This window comes from Variovorax sp. CCNWLW235 (assembly GCF_037204085.1).
GTDB lineage: Bacteria > Pseudomonadota > Gammaproteobacteria > Burkholderiales > Burkholderiaceae_C > Variovorax.
In genome coordinates, this window is record NZ_JBBCBW010000002.1 from 112,407 (window position 1) to 131,054 (window position 18,648).

The window sequence follows — 18,648 nt, forward strand, 5'->3', positions numbered from 1 at the left end:
CTGTTCAGCAGTTCATCGGTCGCGGTCGACGACCATGTGGGCCAGCGCGCGCAGTGCCGCGGTATCGGCCAGGCCGCTGCGCTCGAGCGCAGCGAGCGATTCGGCAAGCAGCTGTTTTGCCTGCGCACGTGCGCCGTCGAGGCCCCACAGCGAGACATAGGTGGGCTTGTCCGCGGCGGCATCCTTGCCGGCCGTCTTGCCAAGGGTTTGCGAATCGGCGGTCACGTCGAGAATGTCGTCCACCACCTGGAACGCCAGGCCGATGGCCGCGCCGTAGTCGCGCAGGGCGGCCAGTGCGGCGGGCGCCACGCTGGCGGCGCAGGCGGCACCCATCTCGACGCTGCCCTGCAGCAGCGCGCCGGTCTTCAGGCGGTGCATTTCACGCAGCTGCGCTTCGTTCAGGGCCAAGCCGACGCTGGCCAGGTCGATCGCCTGCCCGCCGGCCATGCCCTGGCTGCCCGCGGCACGCGCCAGCAGGCGGCACAGCGTGGCCTGTGTGGCTGCGGGAATCTCGTCGCCTTCGGGCGTGAGCAGTTCGAAGGCCAGCGCCTGCAGGGCGTCGCCGGCCAGGAGCGCATCGGCCTCGCCGAATTTCACATGCACGGTGGGCTTGCCCCGGCGCAGCACGTCGTTGTCCATGCTCGGCAGGTCGTCGTGCACCAGCGAATAGGCATGGATGAGTTCGGTTGCGCAGGCCGCGCGCAGCGCCGCGGCCGCGTTGCCGCCCACTGCTTCGCTCGCGGCCAGCACCAGCAAAGGCCGCAGCCGCTTGCCGCCGTCGAGCACGGCATAGCGCATCGCATCGCCGAGCAGCACCGGTGCATCGACGCCGACCCAGCGCGACAGCGCGGCTTCGACACGCGCCAGATGCGGTTCGCTCCAGTTGTTGAGCCGCGCGGCGTCCCAATCGGCCACAGCGGCGCTCATTCGGCCGTCCAGGGCTTGAGGCTGCCCGCGTCCAGCACCTTGATCTGGTCTTCGACCGCCTGGAGCTTCTCGCGGCAGAAGGCGAGCAGCGCGGCGCCGCGCTGGTAGCTGCCAAGCAACTGGTCGAGCGGCAGTTGGCCCGACTCGAGCTCTGCAACCAATTGTTCCAACTCCTGGAGCCCGGCTTCGTAGCTGGCCGGCAGCGGCCCGGTGTCGGGCGTGGGCGCCGGGCTGGAGGCGGCGGAAGAAGGGACCTTGGGCATGCGAGAGAACAAGTATGAAATCGGGCATTTTAGGGCGGGGAACCGAATGGCCGCCGCTGTCCGCGGTGCGCCCGGCAAAGGGCGCACCGATGAGCGGACGGCGCGGTTCCGGATCTGCCGCAATGGCATACGAAAGGCTGCGGGCACCGCGGTGCCCCCTTGGGTACAATCGCGTGTTCCCCTGCCGGTCGCGCCGGCACAACTCTCGGGCCGTTGCCTTCACAGACGGCGCCTTCCGTTTTCCTCTTTTTTCTCCCTGTGGGGAGCTTGGTCAGGTCCTCCATGTCTGATTTAAGTCTTCAACTGCAGCAGGCCACGAGCCAACTTCCAGTTTCCGCGTACTTCGACGAGTCGCTTTACGCGCGCGAAATGCAAACGCTGTTCGCGCAAGGTCCGCGCTACGTGGGCCATCGCCTGGCGGTGCCCGAACTGGGCGACTTCCACACGCTGCCGCAAGAGCACCAGGGCCGCGCGCTGGTGCACACGCCCAAGGGGGTGGAGCTCATTTCCAACGTGTGCCGCCACCGGCAGGCGCTCATCCTGCAAGGGCGCGGCCAGCTCGACAACCAGACCGGCGGCAACATCGTCTGCCCGCTGCACCGCTGGACCTACGCCGCAAGCGACCCGCGCACCACGGGCACGCTGATCGGCGCGCCGCATTTCGACCAGGACCCCTGCCTCAACCTGCACAACTATCCGCTCACGGAGTGGAACGGCCTCCTGTTCGAGCGCGGCGCAAACGGCGTGGGGCGCGACGTGGCGGCCGACATGGCCGAACTCGGCCCGCGCGCCGACCTTGACTTCACGGGCTACGCGCTCGACCGCGTCGAGCTGCACGAGTGCAACTACAACTGGAAGACCTTCATCGAGGTCTACCTCGAGGACTACCACGTCGGCCCGTTCCACCCCGGCCTCGGCAGCTTCGTAACCTGCGACGACCTGCGCTGGGAGTTCAACCGCAACTTCTCGGTGCAAACGGTGGGCGTGGCCAACCGGCTCGGCCGCGCGGGCAGCCCCATCTATCAAAAGTGGCAAGAGCAGCTGCTCAAGTACCGCGAGGGCAAGCCCCCGAAGTACGGCGCCATCTGGCTCACCTACTACCCGCACGTCATGATCGAGTGGTATCCGCACGTGCTCACGGTGTCGACACTGCACCCGGTGAGCCCTACCAAGACGCTCAACATGGTGGAGTTCTTCTACCCCGAGGAAATCGTCGCCTTCGAGCGCGAATTCGTCGAAGCGCAGCAGGCCGCCTACATGGAAACCTGCGTGGAAGACGATGAGATTGCCGAGCGCATGGACGCCGGCCGCCGCGCGCTGATGCTGCGCGGCGACGACGAGAGCGGTCCCTACCAGAGCCCGATGGAAGACGGCATGCAGCAGTTCCACGAGTGGTACCGCAGCGCGATGCAGCAGAACGCCTGAGCGAACAGTGCAAGCACTCTGGATGGTGCTTGGCGCCTTCTTGTTCGCCACCATGAGCGTGGTGGTCAAGGTGGCGTCGGCCTGGTTCAACAGCGGAGAGATGGTGCTCGGCCGCGGCCTGATCGGCATCGTCTTCTTGTGGTTGCTGGCGCGCAACCGCGGCGTTTCCCTCGGCACCCGCTATCCCGGCATGCATGCCTGGCGCAGCATCATCGGCGTGGTATCGCTCGGCGCCTGGTTCTATGCCATTGCCCACATGCCGCTGGCCACGGCCGTCACGCTCAACTACATGAGCAGCGTGTGGATCGCGGCCTTCCTGGTCGGCGGCACGCTGCTGGCCTGGGTGCCGGTGCCCGGGCGCGATGGCCGCGTCGAGCGGCCGCCGCTGCAGGGCACGCTCGCGCTGACCGTGCTCGCCGGCTTCGTGGGCGTGGTGCTCATGCTCAAGCCCAGCGTGGATGCGAGCCAGGGCTTTGCGGGACTGCTCGGCCTGCTGTCCGGCCTCACGGCCGCATTCGCGTACATGCAGGTGGTGGCGCTGTCGCGCATCGGCGAACCCGAACTGCGCACGGTGTTCTATTTCGCGGTCGGCTCGGCCGTGGCCGGCGCCTTTGCCACGGCCGCGACTGGGTTTTCGGGTGGCAATTCTTGGACGTGGCAGCATGCACTGTGGCTGCTGCCGATCGGCCTCCTGGCCGCCCTTGGGCAGCTTTGCATGACGCGCGCCTATGCCACTGCCAAGACGCAGGCCGGCACGCTGGTGGTGGCCAACCTGCAGTACTCCGGCATCGTCTTCGCGGCGTTCTACAGCGTGGTGCTGTTCGACGACCGCATCGACGCCGCCGGCTGGGCCGGCATGGCGCTCATCATCGTGAGCGGCATCGCAGCCACCGTGCTGCGCCAGCGGGCAGTGCCCAAGGCGCCGGCCGAAGAACACTGAACCGCACCGAATCCCATCGACAACGAAGGAGCCCGCCATGTACACCACCCTCATCAGCGTCGAACAACTCCAGCAACTGCAAGCCGGCGGTACGCCGCTCATGGTTTTCGACTGCAGCTTCGACCTCATGAAGCCCGAGGCCGGCGCGCAGCAATATGCCGCCGCCCACATTCCTGGCGCCGTGTTTGCGAACCTCGACACCGACCTCAGCGCGAAGCACGGCATGCCCGGCGCGCACGGCGACGTGGTGGTGGCCCAGGAAGACGGCGTGCCGGCCTCGGGCGGACGCCACCCGCTGCCGAGCCGCGAGAAGTTTGCGGCCTGGTTGTCGAGCATCGGTTTTTCGAACGAGATGCAGGCCGTGGTGTACGACCGCAACGGTGCCAACTACTGCGGCCGCCTCTGGTGGATGCTCAAGTGGATGGGCCACGACGCAGTGGCCGTGCTCGACGGCGGCCTGCAGGCATGGCAAGCCGCGGGCGGCGAAGTCACAAGCCGCGAGGAACCTGCGCGCTTCCAGTCGAACTTTGTGCCGGGCGAGCCGCTCGCACAGCTCGTGACGACCGAAACGGTAGCGCGCCGGCTCGGGCAGCCTGACCAGCAGCTGATCGACGCGCGTGCCGCCGCGCGTTATCGCGGAGAGGTGGAACCTCTGGACCCGATTGCGGGTCACATCCCCGGGGCTCTGAACCGGCCCTTCGCCGAAAACCTCGGCCCCGACGGCAAGTTCAAGCCGGCATCGCAATTGCGTGCCGAGTTCGAAGCGCTGCTCGCGGGACGCGATCCGGCGACGGTTGTCCACCAATGCGGCAGCGGCGTGAGCGCTGTGCCCAACCTGCTTGCGATGCAGATCGCGGGGCTTGGGACGACCGCGCTCTATGCCGGCAGCTGGAGCGAATGGAGCAACACGCCGGGGCTGCCGACCCGGCAAGGCGCAGAACCATGAAACACATCCGACTTCGACGACGCATTTCATCCGGACTCGCATTCGCAGCAACTGCACTGTTTGCAGCGCCCTTTCTTTCGATTTCCGCGCAGGCTCAGCAACAGCACGCGCATGTGCACGGCCAGATCAAGCTCGATGTGGCCATCGACGGCCCCACGGTGGTGATCGACATGGAGTCGCCGCTCGACAACATCGTCGGCTTCGAGCGCGCGCCCAAGACCGCTGCCGAGAAGAAAACCGCCGAAGACGCCATTGCCCAGTTGCGCGCGGCGGACAAGCTCTTTGCCATCGACCCGGCGGCCAACTGCAAGCTGGGCCCGGTCGACCTGCGCTCCAGCGCGCTGGGCCTCGGCAACCCCGACCCGAACGAGCCGCCCGGCCATGCGGACCTGGACGCCACCTTTTCCTTCAACTGCACCAATGCGGCCGCGGCAAAGTTCATCGACGTGAATCTGTTCACCGCGTTCAAGGGCACGCGCCAGATCGATTCGCAGATCGCTTCGGCGCAAGGGCAGTTCAAGCGCCAGCTCAAGCGCCCGGCCGGTGCGCAGGCAAGCCAGCCCGTGCGCCTTGGCTGGGGCAAGTGACACCGTGAGCATCGCCCCCGAGGCCGAGTCGGCGCCGCTGCGCGTTGTGCTCGCCGCCGAAGCGCTGCGCTTTGCGTGGCCCGGCATGAAAACGCCCTGCATCGACATCGAGGCCTTGCGCATCACGGCCGGCGAGCTGGTGTTTTTGCACGGCCCGAGCGGCTGCGGCAAGAGCACGCTGCTGTCGCTCCTGGCCGGCGTGCTGGTGGCGGACGAAGGCCGTGTCACGCTGCTGGGGCACGACTGGTCGCAGCTCTCCGGCGCCGCGCGCGACCGCTGCCGTGTTGCGCACGTGGGCTATATCTTTCAGCAGTTCAACCTGCTGCCGTACCTGAGCGTGCTCGACAACGTGCTGCTGCCCTGCCGCTTCTCGCAGCGGCGCGAAGCGCAAGCGGCTCGTAGCGGCAGTTCGCGTGAACAAGCCGAGCACCTGCTCGACCAGATGGGCCTCGACCACAACCTGTGGAAGCGCCAGGCCATGCAGTTGTCGGTCGGCCAGCAGCAGCGCGTGGCGGCGGCGCGCGCGCTCATCGGCCAGCCCGAGGTGGTGATTGCCGACGAGCCCACCTCCGCGCTCGACGAAGACCGGCGCGAGGCCTTTCTCGACGTGCTGCTGACAGCCTGCGCAACCAACCAGAGCGCGCTGGTGTTCGTGAGCCACGACCAGCGCATTGCACAGCGCTTTGCACGCCATGTGCTGCTGCCCGACATCAATCGCGCAGCAACCGCAGCAATGGCGGCGGACGCATGAAGGCACGCCGATGAACGCCCTTTTTTCCATTGCCTGGCGCAGCGCCTGGAACCGGCGCTTCACGCTCGCGCTCACGGTGTTCTCGATTGCGCTGTCGACTTTTCTGCTGCTGGGCGTGGAGCGCATCCGCACCGAGCTGCGCGAGAACTTTGCTTCGTCCGTTTCGGGCACCGACCTGATCGTGGGTGCGCGCACGGGCTCCACGCAACTGCTGCTGTATTCGGTGTTCCGCATCGGCGCGGCCACCAACAACATCTCATGGAAGAGCGTGCAGGCGTTGGCCGCGCACCAGGGCGTCGATTGGGTGGTGCCGCTTTCACTCGGCGATTCGCACCGCGGCTTCGCGGTGCTGGCCACCTCGCCCGAATACTTCACCCGCTTTCGCTACGGCAACCGCCAGTCGCTGCAGTTGCGCGAGGGCAAGCCTTTCAGCGCGCTGTTCGATGCGGTGGTGGGCGCCGAAGTGGCCGACAAGCTCGGCTACCACGTCGGCCAGAAGATCACCCTTGCCCACGGCAGCGGCGAGCTCAATTCGGCCGAGCATGCCGACAAGCCCTTTACCGTGGTGGGCGTGCTCGCCCGCACCGGCACGCCGGTCGACCGCACGGTGCACATCGGGCTCGAGGCCATGGGAGCCATTCATCTCGAATGGGTGGGCGGCGCGCCGATGCCCGGCGTCAAGATCCCGGCCGAGCAGGTGCGCAAGTTCGACCTCACGCCCAAGAACGTGACGGCCGCGCTCGTGGGGCTGAAGAACCGCTCCGCCGTGTTCGGCGTGCAGCGCTGGATTTCCACCTACAACGGCGAACCTCTAATGGCCATCCTGCCCGGCGTGGCGCTCGACGAACTCTGGAGCGTGATCGGCATCGGCGAAAACGCACTGCTGCTGATGTCGGCACTGGTCGCACTGGTGAGCCTTGCGGGCCTTGTCTCAGTGGTGATGGCGAGCCTGAACGAGCGGCGGCGCGAACTTGCCGTGCTGCGCGCCGTGGGCGCCGGCCTGCGCCAAGTGCTGGCGCTGCTCGCGCTCGAGGGCGCCATGGTCACCGTGCTGGGCGTGGCGCTGGGTGTGGTCATGGCGGTGCTCGGCATTGCCCTGCTCGCGCCATGGCTGCAGTCGCAGTTCGGGCTGACACTGAGCCTTTCAGAACCTACACTGAACGAATGGCTGCTGATGGCGAGCCTGCTGGTCGCCGGCTGGCTCGCAAGCCTGCTGCCCGGCATTCGTGCCTACCGGCTCTCTCTTGCCGACGGTCTCTCACCCAGGATTTGAAACCATGCGCATTGCAAAGAAGACCCCCACGTTCCGAGCTTTCACCCGGCTTTCGATGCTGCTCGCCGGTGCGGGCCTCGCAGCCGCGACATGGGCCGCCGACCCCGCGCCCAAGGACACGACCGCATCGAACCCGCTCGGCGGCAAGGCCGCACCTGCTGCTGCAGCCAAGGGCACGCCGGGCCAGCCGCGCCAGATCACCTGGGAAGAACTGGTGCCGAAAGACTGGGACCCGGCCAAGGAATTCAAAGGCATGGACCTGAGCTCGCTCAATGACGGCGACCCGCGCGCCAATGAGCTGCTCCTGAAGATGCAAGAGGTGTCGAACAACGCGCCGACCAATCCCGCGATGAACGGCGCCGAGATCAAGATCCCGGGCTTCATCGTGCCGCTCGAAGAGGCCAAGGGCGAAGTGACCGAGTTCCTGCTCGTGCCCTACTTCGGCGCCTGCATCCACACGCCGCCCCCGCCGGCCAACCAGATCCTGCACGTGGTCACGTCAAAGGGCGCCAAGTTCCGGGCCATGGACACCGTGTGGGTCACCGGCAAGCTGCAGACCATGCGCAACGACTCGATGATGGGCGTGAGCGGCTATCACGTGAACGCGACGAGCGTCACCAAGTATTCGGGCGGCGCCAAGTAGACCGGCCCAGCGGCGCGACGCCTCAGCGGGCCTTGCGTACCGGCTTTGGAGCGGGCGCCTCAGGCGCCTCGCGCGCCGACTTCATGTGCCCGCTTTCCGCCGTCGTCATGCCCACGATCTTTGCAAGCTGCCGGCTGACGCTCACGTAGGCGTGGCCGATTCGGCTGTCGAAATACAGCGAATCGCCGCGGGCAAGGCGCACCACCTTGCCGTTGTCGAAATGCACTTCGATCTCGCCTGAAAGCACATAGGCGAACTCTTCTCCCGCATGCCTCACGAAGTTCTCGGGCCCGTGAATGCGCCGCGCGTGCACGGTGCCGACGATCGGGCTCATCTGCTTGCCTGCGGCCGTGGTGCCCAGGAACTCGTAGGCGATTGAAAGGCCGCGGTACACCACGCCCTTGCCCGCGCGCGTGACCACCGGCCCGTCGAGCTGCGCGGGCTTGACGCCGGCACCCGCGAACATCGCGTTCATGTCCATCTCGAGCGCGCGGCCCAGCGCGGTGAAGTTCTCGTACCCGAGCGCGAGTTGCCCGCGTTCCGCGCGCGAGATGGTGGTGATCGACACGCCCGAGCGCTCGGCCAACTGCGCCAGCGTCCAGCCGAAGCGCTTGCGCGCGGTGCGCAGGCGGTTGCCGAAGGTGGTGCGGTCCAGCGCCGGCTGTTCGTCCTTCGGCTTTATCCCCGGCTTGGCTCGCGGCTTGTTGCCCGTGTGTGGATTCACGCTTGGCTTTCTCTTGTAGTGCAGCACGATTCTGCCAGTCCAGTGCCCGAATCCGTGCCACGGTGCCCGCAGCCGATGCACGGAAATTGCGTATGCGCAAATTGCGGAGACGCAAATTTCACCACCATGGTGCGTCCCACCTCCTCTTGGCAGGCTCGGGGCAAATTTGCGTATACGCAAATTTCTACCTACACTCCGCCAATGACTTCCAATACACCAGCGCCCGTTGCGGCCGACTATCTCGTGATTGGCGGCGGCATTGCCGGTGCCTCGGTGGCCTACTGGCTCGCGCCGCATGCCCGCGTGATCCTGCTCGAACGCGAGGCCCAGCCCGGCTACCACTCCACCGGCCGCTCGGCCGCGCTTTTCATGGAAAGCTACGGCACGGCGCAGGTGCGCGCGCTCACCATGGCAAGCCGCGCGTTTCTCGAACATCCGCCAGAGGGCTTTGCCGAGCACCCGCTCCTCACGCCGCGTGGCGCGTTGATGGTGGCCGACGCCGATCATGTGGCCGAGCTCGAAGCCCACTGGGAGGTGCTGCGCGCCATGAACACCGGCGCACAGCGGCTCAGCAGCGAAGAAGCCATCGAGATGGTGCCGGCGCTGCGGCCCGAACAGGTGGCGGGCGGTGTCTATGAGCCCGATGCGTCCGACATGGACGTGCACGCCATCCACCAGGGCTACCTGCGCGGCATGCGGCAGGCCGGCGGCAAGCTGGTGTGCGACGCCGGCGTGACCGCGCTCGAGCGCGTGGACGCCCGCTGGCGCGTGACGGCCGGCGACGTCGTCTACGAAGCGCCGGTGGTCATCAACGCGGCGGGCGCGTGGGTCGACACCATTGCGCAACTGGCGGGCGTGCGGCCCATCGGCATCGAGCCGCGGCGGCGCTCGGCCTTCATCTTCGCGCCGCCCGAAGGCAGCAACGTGGCGCACTGGCCCATGGTGTTCAGCGCCGATGAAGGCTGGTACATCAAGCCCGACGCCGGCATGCTGCTCGGTTCGCCGGCCAATGCCGATCCGGTCGAACCGCAGGACGTGCAGCCCGAAGAGCTGGACGTCGCCTTCGCCATCCACCGCATCGAGGAAGCCACCACGCTCACCATTCGCCGCCCCACCCGCACCTGGGCGGGCCTGCGTTCCTTCGTGGCCGACGGCGACCTGGTGGGCGGCTTCGAGCCAGAGGCGCCCGGCTTCTTCTGGCTTGCGGCGCAGGGTGGCTATGGCATCCAGACTTCGGCAGCCATGGGCGAGGCATGTGCGGCACTCGCGCGGGGCCTGCCTGTGCCGCAGCGCATTGCGGGCTTCGGTCTTACGGCCGAAATGCTCGGCCCGCAGCGCTTGCGTGCAGCAGCGGCAGCAGCGGCTGCGGCAACAGCTGGATAGCTCGAGAGAGCTCGTCGAAAGCGGCTTAGTCGGGCGCGTTCATCACGCGGGCAAACTCTTCGTCCGCCGGCACGTTGTCGGCGTCGAGTTCGCTGGCATCGGTCAGGTCGATGCCGGTTGCATCCGACAGGTCGTCCGCGGCTTCCGATTCCGATTCCTCGAAGTCGTCGACAGGCGAATCGTCGTCGTCATCTTCGGGCGATGGCGGAGCGGGGCGCTTCTTGGCGTCGACGTTGTTCATGATCGGTTCCTCGGCGATGGGATGAGCGAGACATTCGTCAGACCCCCAATGTTGCACCTCTTTCAGGTGCCGTGCGTCAATTCCCCGGAACAGCGTCGGTTTCGGAACGTATCCATCGAGCCGGCGCTGTAGGTCAGTCCTTGTGCGCCGGGGCTCCTTCGCCTTCGTGAGAATGGCCGTGCTCCGAGTGGCCGTGCTCGGCGTGACCGTGTTCCGAATGGCCATGGCCGTGCTCGCCGTGCGCAAGCCGGCTCACGAGCGTGACGAGTGCGATGCCCACCACCAGCCACACGATCTGCGCCGCGGTCTGCCGCGCCGGCAAACGCTTCTGCAATTGTGGAATCAGGTCGGCCAGCGCCACGTAGACGAAGCTGCTGCTGGCCAGCACCAGGAAGTAAGGCAACCAGCCGTGCAGCTGGTCGACCAGCCACCATCCGACGATGCCGCCCAGCATGGTCATGGTGCCGGCGAGCGACACCTTGATCAGCGCCGCGCGCTGGTTGGCCGAACTCTGGCGCAGCACGACAAGGTCGCCGATGTGGTGCGGCACCTCGTGCGCGAGCACCGCAATGGCGGCCACCAGGCCAAGGCGGATGTCCGCGATGAAGGCCGACGCAATCAGGATGCCGTCGCCGAAGCAGTGCACGCTGTCGCCGGTGAGCACGGCCCAGCCGCCGCCCGCGCGAGGCGCGTGGCTGTGCGAATGGCCATGGTCGGAGTGGTCATGGTCGTGGGGGTGGCCGTGCGCATGATCGTGCGCGGCGTGATTCGCTTGGTGCCCTGCGCCGATCGGCCCTGGCGCGGGGCTGCCATGGTGATGCTCGTGCCCGTGGTGCCAGAGCTCGGCCTTGTCGAGCAGAAAGAAGAACACCAGGCCGAACAGCAGCACGCCGAACAGCAGCGCGGGCTGAATGCGGCTTTCGAAGGCCTCGGGCAACAGGTGCATGAACGCGGTGGCAAGCAGCGCCCCCGCAGCCAGGCTCAGCAGGTGCTGCGAATTCACTCCGCCCGAGCCGCTGCGCACGCCCACGCGCAAGAGCAAGGCCGCGAGCCACACGCTTCCGATGCCGGCAACCAGGGTCGCCGCGATGATCACTATCAAATTCATAGCTGCTTGCGCAATTTCGATTGGGCACCGATGCCCGACAACGTTCATAAAAAGAGAAAGGCCGTCACGTGGACGGCCTTCGGCGGTGAGTGGCTACAGGCTGCCGTCAGACGACGCCATTGGCTTTGAACCAGGCCGTGGCTCGCTGCCATCCGTCATCGGCCGCGCTCTTGACATAGCTCGGGCGGTAGTCGGCATGGAACGCGTGGCCTGCTTCGGGATACACGACGAAGCTCGAAGCCTTGGCAGCCGGGGTTCCATTTGCCAACGCTGCTTTCATCTTATCAACCGTGTCAAGCGGGATGCCCTGGTCTTTTCCGCCGTACAAGCCGAGCACCGGCGCCTGCAGGCTGGCCGCCACATCGACGGGGTGCCTTGGCGTCAATTCGCTCGGCTGGCCGACCAGGCGGCCGTACCAGGCTACGCCGGCCTTGACCTTGCTGGTGGCGGCATAGAGCCACACGATGCGGCCGCCCCAGCAGAAGCCGGTGATGCCGGCCTTGGCAACATTGCCGCCGTTGGCCGCGGCATACGCGAGCGCGCCGTCCAGGTCGGCCATGACCTGCGCATCGGGCACCTTGGTCACGATGTCGGCCTGCAGCTTGGGAATGTCGGTGTAGCCGCGCGGATCGCCCTGGCGCGCATAGAGCTCGGGCGCAATGGCCAGGTAGCCGAGTTGGGCAAAGCGGCGGCAGGTGTCGGCGATGTATTCGTGCACGCCGAAGATCTCCTGGATCACCAGGATCACGGGCAGGCCCGTCTTGCCGGCCGGCGCGGCCGCGTAGGCGGGCACCTCGAAGCCGTTGACGGTGTACTTGATCGGCCCGGCCTTCAGGCCCTCGGCCGAGGTGCTGATGGCCGTCTGTGCCATGACCGGCATCACGGCGGCCGCATAGCCCACGCCGATGGCGGCCTTGAGTGCGGTGCGGCGCGTGGCGCCCTGCTCTGTGCTCTCGCCGGGGCGAAGCGAGTCGAAATCGGAACGGCTGTCGTCGCGAAGGGACATGGGAAGGGCTCCAGTTGAATCGTCGGACAAGGGACATGCGAGAAAACGCACGCCGCAATGTAGGCGAATTCAGCGCGGTCCGTATCCCAAGGGCCTGGATGTCAACAGGGTTGCAGTGCGGCCTAAAGTCTTCAGTCGCGATAGGCGCGGCGCGCCAATGCGGCGGCCAGTATCTGCGCCGGATCGACCAGGTTGAGCCCGGCGACGGCGGCCGAGCCCTGCAGGCCGAGCGGCACCTCGGTGCAGCCCATGATGATGGTGACCGGCCCGTGGCGTTCCGCGAGCTGCAGCGCCACTTGCGAAAAACACTCTTCGGCCAGCCGCATGTTCCCGGCCTTCACGCCGTCGAAGATGCCGCGCGCGATGATGCGGCGTTCTTCCTGCAGCGGCACAAGGCAGTCGAGCCCCGCCTCGGCCAGCGCATGTTCATAGAGGCGCACGCGGTAGGTGCCTTCGGTGGCCATCAGCGCCACATTGCCTGCCCCTTGCGCGGCAAGATGCTGCGCCACCTCGCGCGCCATGTGCAGCAGTTCCACTTGCGGAAAACGTTCCTGCAGCCGCGAATGCCAGGCATGCGCGGTGTTGCAGGCAATGGCCACGGCTCGGCTGCCCAGCGCGGCCAGCCGCCCCAGTGCCTGCAGCATCGGCTCGAGCGGCTGGTGCGCGCCGGTTTCTGCCGAATCCAGCGCGTCGGTTCGGTCAGGCACCGGCACCTGCGCCAGCCAGTGCTCCGGAAAGGACTGGTCCCGCACCGGCTCCCCGCGAGCGCGCATCTGCTGGGCGCAGGCCTGCACGAAGAGCCGGACGAAGTCCGCCCCCGCCGCAGGGCCCATGCCGCCCAGAATGCCCACTACGTTCGTCGAAGCCATTGCGTACGTCCAATCGCGTCAGGTCGCCGGTTTGTCGGACGGCGTCTTGAGGTTGTCCTTGAGTTGCTGGCTCATGGGCAGATTCAGCGGCACGTTCTTCGGCGGGATCGGCGACATGAACCACTTGGTATAGAGCTTCTCGAACTCGCCGCTCTTCATCATGCCGATGAAGGTGTCGTCCACCAGCTTCTTGAAGGCCGGGTCGTCCTTGGGCAGCATGCAGGCATAGGGCTCGACCTGCAGCGCCTCGCCCACCACTTCGTAGTCGGCCGGGTTCTTGGCGTTGGCAATCAGGCCGAACAGCAGGATGTCGTCCATGGCAAACGCCACGGCGCGGTCGCTTTCCACCAGCAGGAAGGCGTCGGCGTGGTCCTTGCCAAGCACGATGTCCATGTCGAGGTTCTTCTCGGTGTTGTACTTGCGCATGACCAGCGCGTTGGTGGTGCCGGTGGTGCTGGCCACCGTCTTCTTGGCCAGGTCGGCGTAGTCCTTGATCTTGGAAGACTTCTTGGTCAACAGGCGCGTGCCGGTATAGAAGTGATTGACGGCAAAGGCCACGTCCTTGCCGCGCGCGGTGTTGTTGGTGGTGGAGCCGCACTCCAGGTCCACCGTGCCGTTGGTAATCAGCGGAATGCGGTTCTGCGAGGTCACTGGCATCAGCTGTACCTGCAGGTTGGGCTTGTTGAGCTTTTTCTTCACCGCCTCGACCACGGCGTTGGAAAGTTCGACCGAGAAACCGATCGGCTTGTTGGGGCCGTCCAGGTAGCTGAAGGGCACCGACGACTCGCGGTAGGCGAGCGTGATCTTGCCGGACTCGGCGATCTTGGCCAGCGTGTCGGCGGCCTGGACGCCGGTGGCGGTAAGCAGCACCACGGCAGCAGCGGCCATCAATGCGGAGAGTTTCATGCGAGCCTTCTTCAGTTGGTTGAACAGAGCGGCCAGTGTAAGAAGGAGTGACACATGGCGACAATTCCAAATGAACCCTAGGCCATACCCAAAGGTTATGGGTTAGGAAGAGCGGGCACCAAGGCATGCGCTTTGGCTATGGGCCACCGCGCTTTTGGCATTTCCGGGCTGGCGTGCGCGCGCCTACATTCAGCACTCCCCTCTCTTTGCTTCCTCTTTCGGAAAGTTGCCTCCATGCATGTGTGTGTGCTCGGCGCCGGCATCGTGGGCCTGGCCACCGCCTGGCAACTCGAACGCCTGGGCCATCAAGTCACGGTGATCGACCGCGCGGCCCCTGGTGCGGGCGCGAGCGGCGGAAACGGCGCGCAGCTCAGCTACTCGTACGTGCAGCCGCTGGCCGATCCGTCGATCTGGAAGCAGTTGCCCAAGCTGCTGCTCTCGCCCTCCTCCCCGCTCAAGCTGCGCCCGCAACTCGATCCGCTGCAGTGGCGCTGGGGCCTGGCCTTTCTTGCGGCCTGCAATGCGCAGACCTCGCGGGACACCACGGCGCAGCTGTTGGCGCTGGCCGCGCTGAGCCGCAGCGGGTTCGAGGCCATGCAGGCCGACGTTGCGCCCGACTGCGACTTTTCCGCCACCGGCAAGCTGGTGCTCTACGCCAGCGCGGCCTCGCTTGAAGGTGCGCGCGCGCAGCTCGAACTGCAGCGCGCCATGGGCAGCGAGCAGCGCATTGTTTCGCCCGATGAATGCGCCGCCATCGAGCCCGCGCTCGCCGGCTATCGCGGCCAGATGGCTGGCGCTGTCTACACGCCCAGCGAGTGCGCGGCCGATTGCCTGAAGGTTTGCGCCGAACTGATGCGCGTGCTCAGCGGGCGCGGCGTGCGCTTTCTGCTCGGCGCCGACGTGCATGGCTTCGCGCGCAGCGAAGGCCGCGTGGCCGCAGTGAAAACGAGCGACGGCGACGTGGAGGCCGACGCTTTCGTGATGGCGCTGGGCTCGGCTTCGCACAAGCTCGGGCGAGCATTGGGCGCTTACCTGCCGGTGTATCCCCTCAAGGGCTACAGCATCACGCTCGAGGTCGATCCTTCACCCGGCGCAGCGCCCAGCGTGAACGTGACCGACAGCGCACGCAAGGTGGTGTTCGCGCGCATCGGCTCACGGCTGCGCGTGGCGGGCATGGCCGAACTCGTGGGGCACGACGCGAGCATTCCGGCGACGCGCATCGAAACGCTGGCAGCCGCAACGCGCGCGGTGTTCCCGCATGCGAGCCCGCTCGAAGAACTGCATCCGTGGACGGGAATGCGGCCCGCCACACCGAAGGGCCTGCCGATCATCGGCCGACTTGCGAGCGCGCCGTCGAACATGCTGTTCAACACCGGGCACGGCGCGCTGGGCTTCACGCTGGCCTTCGGCTCCGCACGGCGGATTGCCGATGCGCTGGAGCCCGCGAAGTCACTGGCCTGAGCTTCACGGGCGGCAGGCCGCGCCCTCAGGTGGCCTGCTCTATCGCCTCGCGCATGCAGCGCGTAATTCCGCGAACCGCCACCGAATCGGGCCGTCCCGCAAAACGCAATGCGCGCACCGGCACCGGAATGTGCGGCTCCAGCGCCAGCACGTCGACCTTGGTGCCGTCGGCCGAGCGTGCCGTACAGGCATCGACCAGCGCCACGCCCAGCCCGTGATGGGCCATCGACAGCGCGGCGTGATACGTCTGCACCGTGACCACCGCCTGCTGAAAGCCCACGCCGGCCTGGCGGCAGGCCTGGCTCAGGCTGGTGCCCACCGGGTCGCGGCTGTCCAGCCCGATGACGGGCCGGTCCACAAGGTCGTGTAGCGCCACCGACCCATTGCGCACCAGCGCACGCGGAAGCATGCCCTTCGGCGCGATGCACACCATGCGCGTGTCTGCAAGCGTTTCTTGCGTGAGCGAGGGATGCACCGCGGGACTGAAGACAAAGCCCACGTCGGCCTCTTGCAGCAGCAGCGCCGACATGATCTGCGGCGAATGCAGCGATTCGACCGTGATCGAATAGCCCGGGTGTTTTTCGCGAAAGGCCTTGAGCGCGCGCGGCAGCACCTCGTAGCTCAATGCGAGCACGCTCAGGATGCGCAGCTCGCCGGTGTCGCTGCCCGCACGCAGGTTGGCCGCGAGGCGCTGCACCTCGTCGAGCTGCGCGAACAGCCGCTCGATGTGCGGATACAGCGTGAGCGCCTCGGTGGTCGGCGTCAACCGGCCCTTGGCACGCTGGAACAGCGGAAAGCCCAGTTGCAGCTCGGCATGCTGCAGCGTGCGGCTCACCGCCGGCTGCGTGATGTTGATGAGCCGCGCCGCCGCGCTCACGCTGCCCGTGAGCATGATGGCGTTGAAGACCTCTATGTGGCGCAGCCGCATCGGTCAGTTGCCGATCTTGTTGCGCGAAAGATCCATCACCATGCGCGTGGCAAGGTACAGGCGCGGCTCGATGGAATCGACCAGCACGTATTCGGCATCGGCCGAGTGCGCGCCAAAGCCCTGCAGGCCGAAGCGCTCGACCACCGGCGCCTTGGTCTTGAGGGCGGCAAACGCCGCATCGGTACCGCCGCCGGCGGCCTTGTCATCGGCGCCCAGCGGCTTGCCGATTTCGTCCTTGTAGATGCGCTGCGCGTGCGCGGCAAGCGAGCGCGAGGCGTCGGTCGCTTCGAGCGGCGGACGGCGGCGCTCGAACTTCAGCTCGACCTTGGCTTCAGGAATCAGCTGCTTCTTCACGCGCTCCTGCACCTGCTGCTCGATGCGGTCGTAGTCGCTCACCTTCAGCACGCGCACGTCGGCGCTGGCGGTGGCGCTGGCCGGAATCACGTTGCGGTTGCTGCCCGACTTCGAGATGGTCCAGTTCATCTTGAGGCCCGTTGCCGGGTCTGACAGGTCGCGCATCTGCAGCACCTGGTGCGAGAGTTCGTAGAGCGCGTTCACGCCCAGCTCGGGCGCAGAGCCCGCATGCGATGCCTTGCCCGTGACGTTGAGCGTGACCGAGGCAATGCCCGCAGTGGCAAGCGAAAGCTTGTCTTCCTTGACCGAGGCGCCCTCGAACGACAGCACCGCGTCGTGCTCGCCGCCGAGCCGCGTGATGAGCCCGCGCGACGCCGGCGAACTGATCTCCTCGTCGCCGTTGATCAGCACGGTGAGCGTGCCGTATTCCTTGAACTTGAGCGCCTGCAGCATCGCCACCGTGTGGATGATGACCGCCACGCCCTGCTTGTCGTCGGCAATGCCAAGGCCGTAGGCCTTGTCGCCTTCGACGCGGAACGGCTGCTTGCCGAGCATGCCCACGGTGTAGACCGTGTCCATGTGCGCAATGAGCATGATCTTCTTCTTGCCCGTGCCCTTGAAGGTGGCCCGCACCACGCGGCCCATCTTCTCGGGCGTGTCCTCCATGCGGTAGGCCTCGGCGCTGGTGTCGATGAGTTCGACCTCGCCGCCCAGCGCCTTGAGCTTGCCGGCGATGAGGTCGGAGATTTTCTCGAGCCCTTCGAGATCGCGGCTGCCGGACTCGATGCCAACGAGCTGCGACAGCGAATCGAGCAGCGGCTGCTTCTGCTCGGCCGCCAGCGAGGCGATGCGTGCATCGGGTGCGGCCAGCGCGGCCTGGCAGGCTGCGGCAATCAGGAGTGCGCCGCCTGCGCGGCACCAGGAACGAACGGGGAACAGGGTCATGAACGGCTTCCTTGTGTTTTTCTGGTCCGCGCGGTGGACACCGGGCGGGTTCGGCATTCTTCCATGCAGGCCGGCATCGCGGCGACCAGCGCATCGACTGCGCAGCGCGTTTTCGCGGGCATGTGCCGCGAGCGCGGCCACAGCACATGGATGGGCATGGCCGCGGCGCGGTGATCGGCCAGCACGGGCTCGAGTTGTCCGGATTGCACGTAGCGTGCCAGCAGCCAGTTCGGCAGCCAGGCGAGGCCGGCACCTGCAATGGCCGCATCGGCCACCGCCTGCAGGTCGTTCAGCCGCGCATGCCAGGGCAGGTGCACCGTGTGCGCGCGGCCCTGCGGATCGCACAGTTCCCAGCGCTGCGAATGACCCGGGCCGCAATAGTCGATGCCCCGGTGCTGCGCCAACGCGGCCACGTCAGCCGGCCGCCCGAAGCGCGCCAGGTAGGCCGGCGCGGCAGCCAGCCTCATGGTCTGCTCGCCGAGCCGGCGGGCCACCAGCCGGTCGGTGTCGGGCAGTTCGCCGATGCGCACCGCCAGGTCGTAGCCGTCCTGCACCAGGTCGACCACGCGGTCGCTGATGGCAATGTCCACCTGCAGTTGCGGATAGCGTTCGATGAGGCCCAGCAGCGCCGGCGCCGCATGGTGGTGTCCAAATGCCAGCGGCAGGCTGGCACGCAGGCGGCCGCGCGGCTCATGCCGGCCGCTTTCGAGGCCCGACTCCGCGGCCTCGAGCTCGGCTTGCGCACGCAGGCAGTGCTCGTAGTAGGCCTGCCCCTCTTCCGTCAGGCTCTGGCTGCGGGTGGTGCGCTGGAGCAGGCGCACGCCGAGCCGCGCCTCCAGCCGCGCGAGCGCCTTGCCCACGGCCGACCGCGTGAGGTTCAGCCGCTCGGCCGCGAGCGTGAGGCTGCCGCTTTCGACCACCTCGAGAAAAGTCTGGATGCCATCGAAACGATCGGTCATGGCTCGGGA

The 18,648-nt window shown here is 67.0% G+C and carries 20 protein-coding genes; 9 read left to right on the forward strand and 11 right to left on the reverse strand.

Annotated features, from left to right (window positions below):
- Nucleotides 1-12: 12 nt before the first annotated feature.
- Entirely contained in the window at nt 13-927 is a 915-nt protein-coding gene (locus V9L21_RS02975; RefSeq protein WP_337309030.1) for a polyprenyl synthetase family protein, read from the reverse strand.
- The gene (gene xseB / locus V9L21_RS02980; protein WP_126749770.1) at nt 924-1,190 is read right to left on the reverse strand and encodes an exodeoxyribonuclease VII small subunit; all 267 of its coding nucleotides are present in this window, start codon (nt 1,188-1,190) and stop codon (nt 924-926) included. Before xseB ends, V9L21_RS02975 begins: the two co-directional genes overlap by 4 nt.
- Nucleotides 1,191-1,472: 282 nt before the next feature.
- Between xseB and V9L21_RS02985 the strand changes: the two genes are divergently transcribed.
- From V9L21_RS02985 to V9L21_RS03015, 7 genes are read left to right on the forward strand one after another with little or no spacing between them, the layout of a single operon-like run.
- Entirely contained in the window at nt 1,473-2,615 is a 1,143-nt protein-coding gene (locus V9L21_RS02985) for an aromatic ring-hydroxylating oxygenase subunit alpha (RefSeq protein WP_258504985.1), read from the forward strand.
- A gap of 22 nt (nt 2,616-2,637) precedes the next feature.
- Nucleotides 2,638-3,555 (forward strand): DMT family transporter, encoded by a 918-nt coding sequence (locus tag V9L21_RS02990; RefSeq protein ID WP_258508319.1) that lies wholly within the window; start codon nt 2,638-2,640, stop codon nt 3,553-3,555.
- Nucleotides 3,556-3,592: 37 nt separating this feature from the next.
- Nucleotides 3,593-4,501, forward strand: coding sequence for a sulfurtransferase (locus V9L21_RS02995; RefSeq protein ID WP_337309032.1), 909 nt, complete (start codon nt 3,593-3,595; stop codon nt 4,499-4,501).
- A complete protein-coding gene (locus V9L21_RS03000; RefSeq protein ID WP_337309034.1) occupies nt 4,498-5,088 on the forward strand; it encodes a DUF2796 domain-containing protein in 591 nt (196 codons plus the stop codon). The genes V9L21_RS02995 and V9L21_RS03000 overlap by 4 nt, the downstream gene beginning before the upstream one ends.
- Before the next feature lie 4 nt (nt 5,089-5,092).
- The gene (locus V9L21_RS03005) at nt 5,093-5,839 is read left to right on the forward strand and encodes an ABC transporter ATP-binding protein (protein WP_337309036.1); all 747 of its coding nucleotides are present in this window, start codon (nt 5,093-5,095) and stop codon (nt 5,837-5,839) included.
- Nucleotides 5,840-5,849: 10 nt separating this feature from the next.
- A complete protein-coding gene (locus V9L21_RS03010; RefSeq protein WP_337309038.1) occupies nt 5,850-7,112 on the forward strand; it encodes an ABC transporter permease in 1,263 nt (420 codons plus the stop codon).
- A gap of 4 nt (nt 7,113-7,116) precedes the next feature.
- Complete coding sequence (locus tag V9L21_RS03015) at nt 7,117-7,755, forward strand: DUF3299 domain-containing protein (protein ID WP_337309040.1); 639 nt, start codon at nt 7,117-7,119, stop codon at nt 7,753-7,755.
- 22 nt (nt 7,756-7,777) lie between these two features.
- On the opposite strand, the gene V9L21_RS03020 is transcribed toward V9L21_RS03015, so the two are convergent.
- Nucleotides 7,778-8,479 carry a helix-turn-helix domain-containing protein gene (locus tag V9L21_RS03020; RefSeq protein WP_337309042.1) on the reverse strand — a complete coding sequence of 234 codons (702 nt, stop codon included), beginning with the start codon at nt 8,477-8,479 and terminating at the stop codon, nt 7,778-7,780.
- A 201-nt stretch (nt 8,480-8,680) separates the two neighbouring features.
- On the opposite strand from V9L21_RS03020, the gene V9L21_RS03025 reads away from it, so the two are divergent.
- Complete coding sequence (locus V9L21_RS03025) at nt 8,681-9,862, forward strand: NAD(P)/FAD-dependent oxidoreductase (protein WP_337309044.1); 1,182 nt, start codon at nt 8,681-8,683, stop codon at nt 9,860-9,862.
- 25 nt (nt 9,863-9,887) lie between these two features.
- On the opposite strand, the gene V9L21_RS03030 is transcribed toward V9L21_RS03025, so the two are convergent.
- From V9L21_RS03030 to V9L21_RS03050, 5 genes are all read right to left on the reverse strand, one after another.
- Nucleotides 9,888-10,103: a hypothetical protein gene (locus V9L21_RS03030; RefSeq protein ID WP_126749779.1), complete on the reverse strand. Its 216-nt coding sequence runs from the start codon at nt 10,101-10,103 to the stop codon at nt 9,888-9,890.
- A 133-nt stretch (nt 10,104-10,236) separates the two neighbouring features.
- The gene (locus tag V9L21_RS03035; protein ID WP_337309046.1) at nt 10,237-11,211 is read right to left on the reverse strand and encodes a ZIP family metal transporter; all 975 of its coding nucleotides are present in this window, start codon (nt 11,209-11,211) and stop codon (nt 10,237-10,239) included.
- Between the two features lie 106 nt (nt 11,212-11,317).
- Nucleotides 11,318-12,217, reverse strand: coding sequence for a dienelactone hydrolase family protein (locus V9L21_RS03040; RefSeq protein ID WP_337309048.1), 900 nt, complete (start codon nt 12,215-12,217; stop codon nt 11,318-11,320).
- A gap of 131 nt (nt 12,218-12,348) precedes the next feature.
- On the reverse strand, nt 12,349-13,086 hold the full coding sequence (locus V9L21_RS03045) for an aspartate/glutamate racemase family protein (protein WP_337309050.1): 738 nt from the start codon (nt 13,084-13,086) through the stop codon (nt 12,349-12,351).
- Nucleotides 13,087-13,104: 18 nt separating this feature from the next.
- Nucleotides 13,105-13,992: a transporter substrate-binding domain-containing protein gene (locus V9L21_RS03050; protein ID WP_126749783.1), complete on the reverse strand. Its 888-nt coding sequence runs from the start codon at nt 13,990-13,992 to the stop codon at nt 13,105-13,107.
- Nucleotides 13,993-14,226: 234 nt separating this feature from the next.
- Here V9L21_RS03050 and V9L21_RS03055 point away from each other — a divergent pair, with 234 nt between their 5' ends.
- A complete protein-coding gene (locus V9L21_RS03055) occupies nt 14,227-15,453 on the forward strand; it encodes a D-amino acid dehydrogenase (RefSeq protein ID WP_443304495.1) in 1,227 nt (408 codons plus the stop codon).
- A 25-nt stretch (nt 15,454-15,478) separates the two neighbouring features.
- Here V9L21_RS03055 and V9L21_RS03060 read toward each other — a convergent pair whose 3' ends face one another.
- The 3 genes from V9L21_RS03060 to V9L21_RS03070 are packed head-to-tail and all read right to left on the reverse strand — an operon-like array spanning nt 15,479 to nt 18,639.
- Nucleotides 15,479-16,381, reverse strand: a complete 903-nt coding sequence (locus tag V9L21_RS03060; RefSeq protein WP_337309055.1) for a LysR family transcriptional regulator — start codon at nt 16,379-16,381, stop codon at nt 15,479-15,481.
- 3 nt (nt 16,382-16,384) lie between these two features.
- Nucleotides 16,385-17,680, reverse strand: coding sequence for a M20/M25/M40 family metallo-hydrolase (locus tag V9L21_RS03065; protein ID WP_337309057.1), 1,296 nt, complete (start codon nt 17,678-17,680; stop codon nt 16,385-16,387).
- A complete protein-coding gene (locus V9L21_RS03070; RefSeq protein WP_337309059.1) occupies nt 17,677-18,639 on the reverse strand; it encodes a LysR family transcriptional regulator in 963 nt (320 codons plus the stop codon). The genes V9L21_RS03065 and V9L21_RS03070 overlap by 4 nt, the downstream gene beginning before the upstream one ends.
- Nucleotides 18,640-18,648 lie beyond the last annotated feature (9 nt).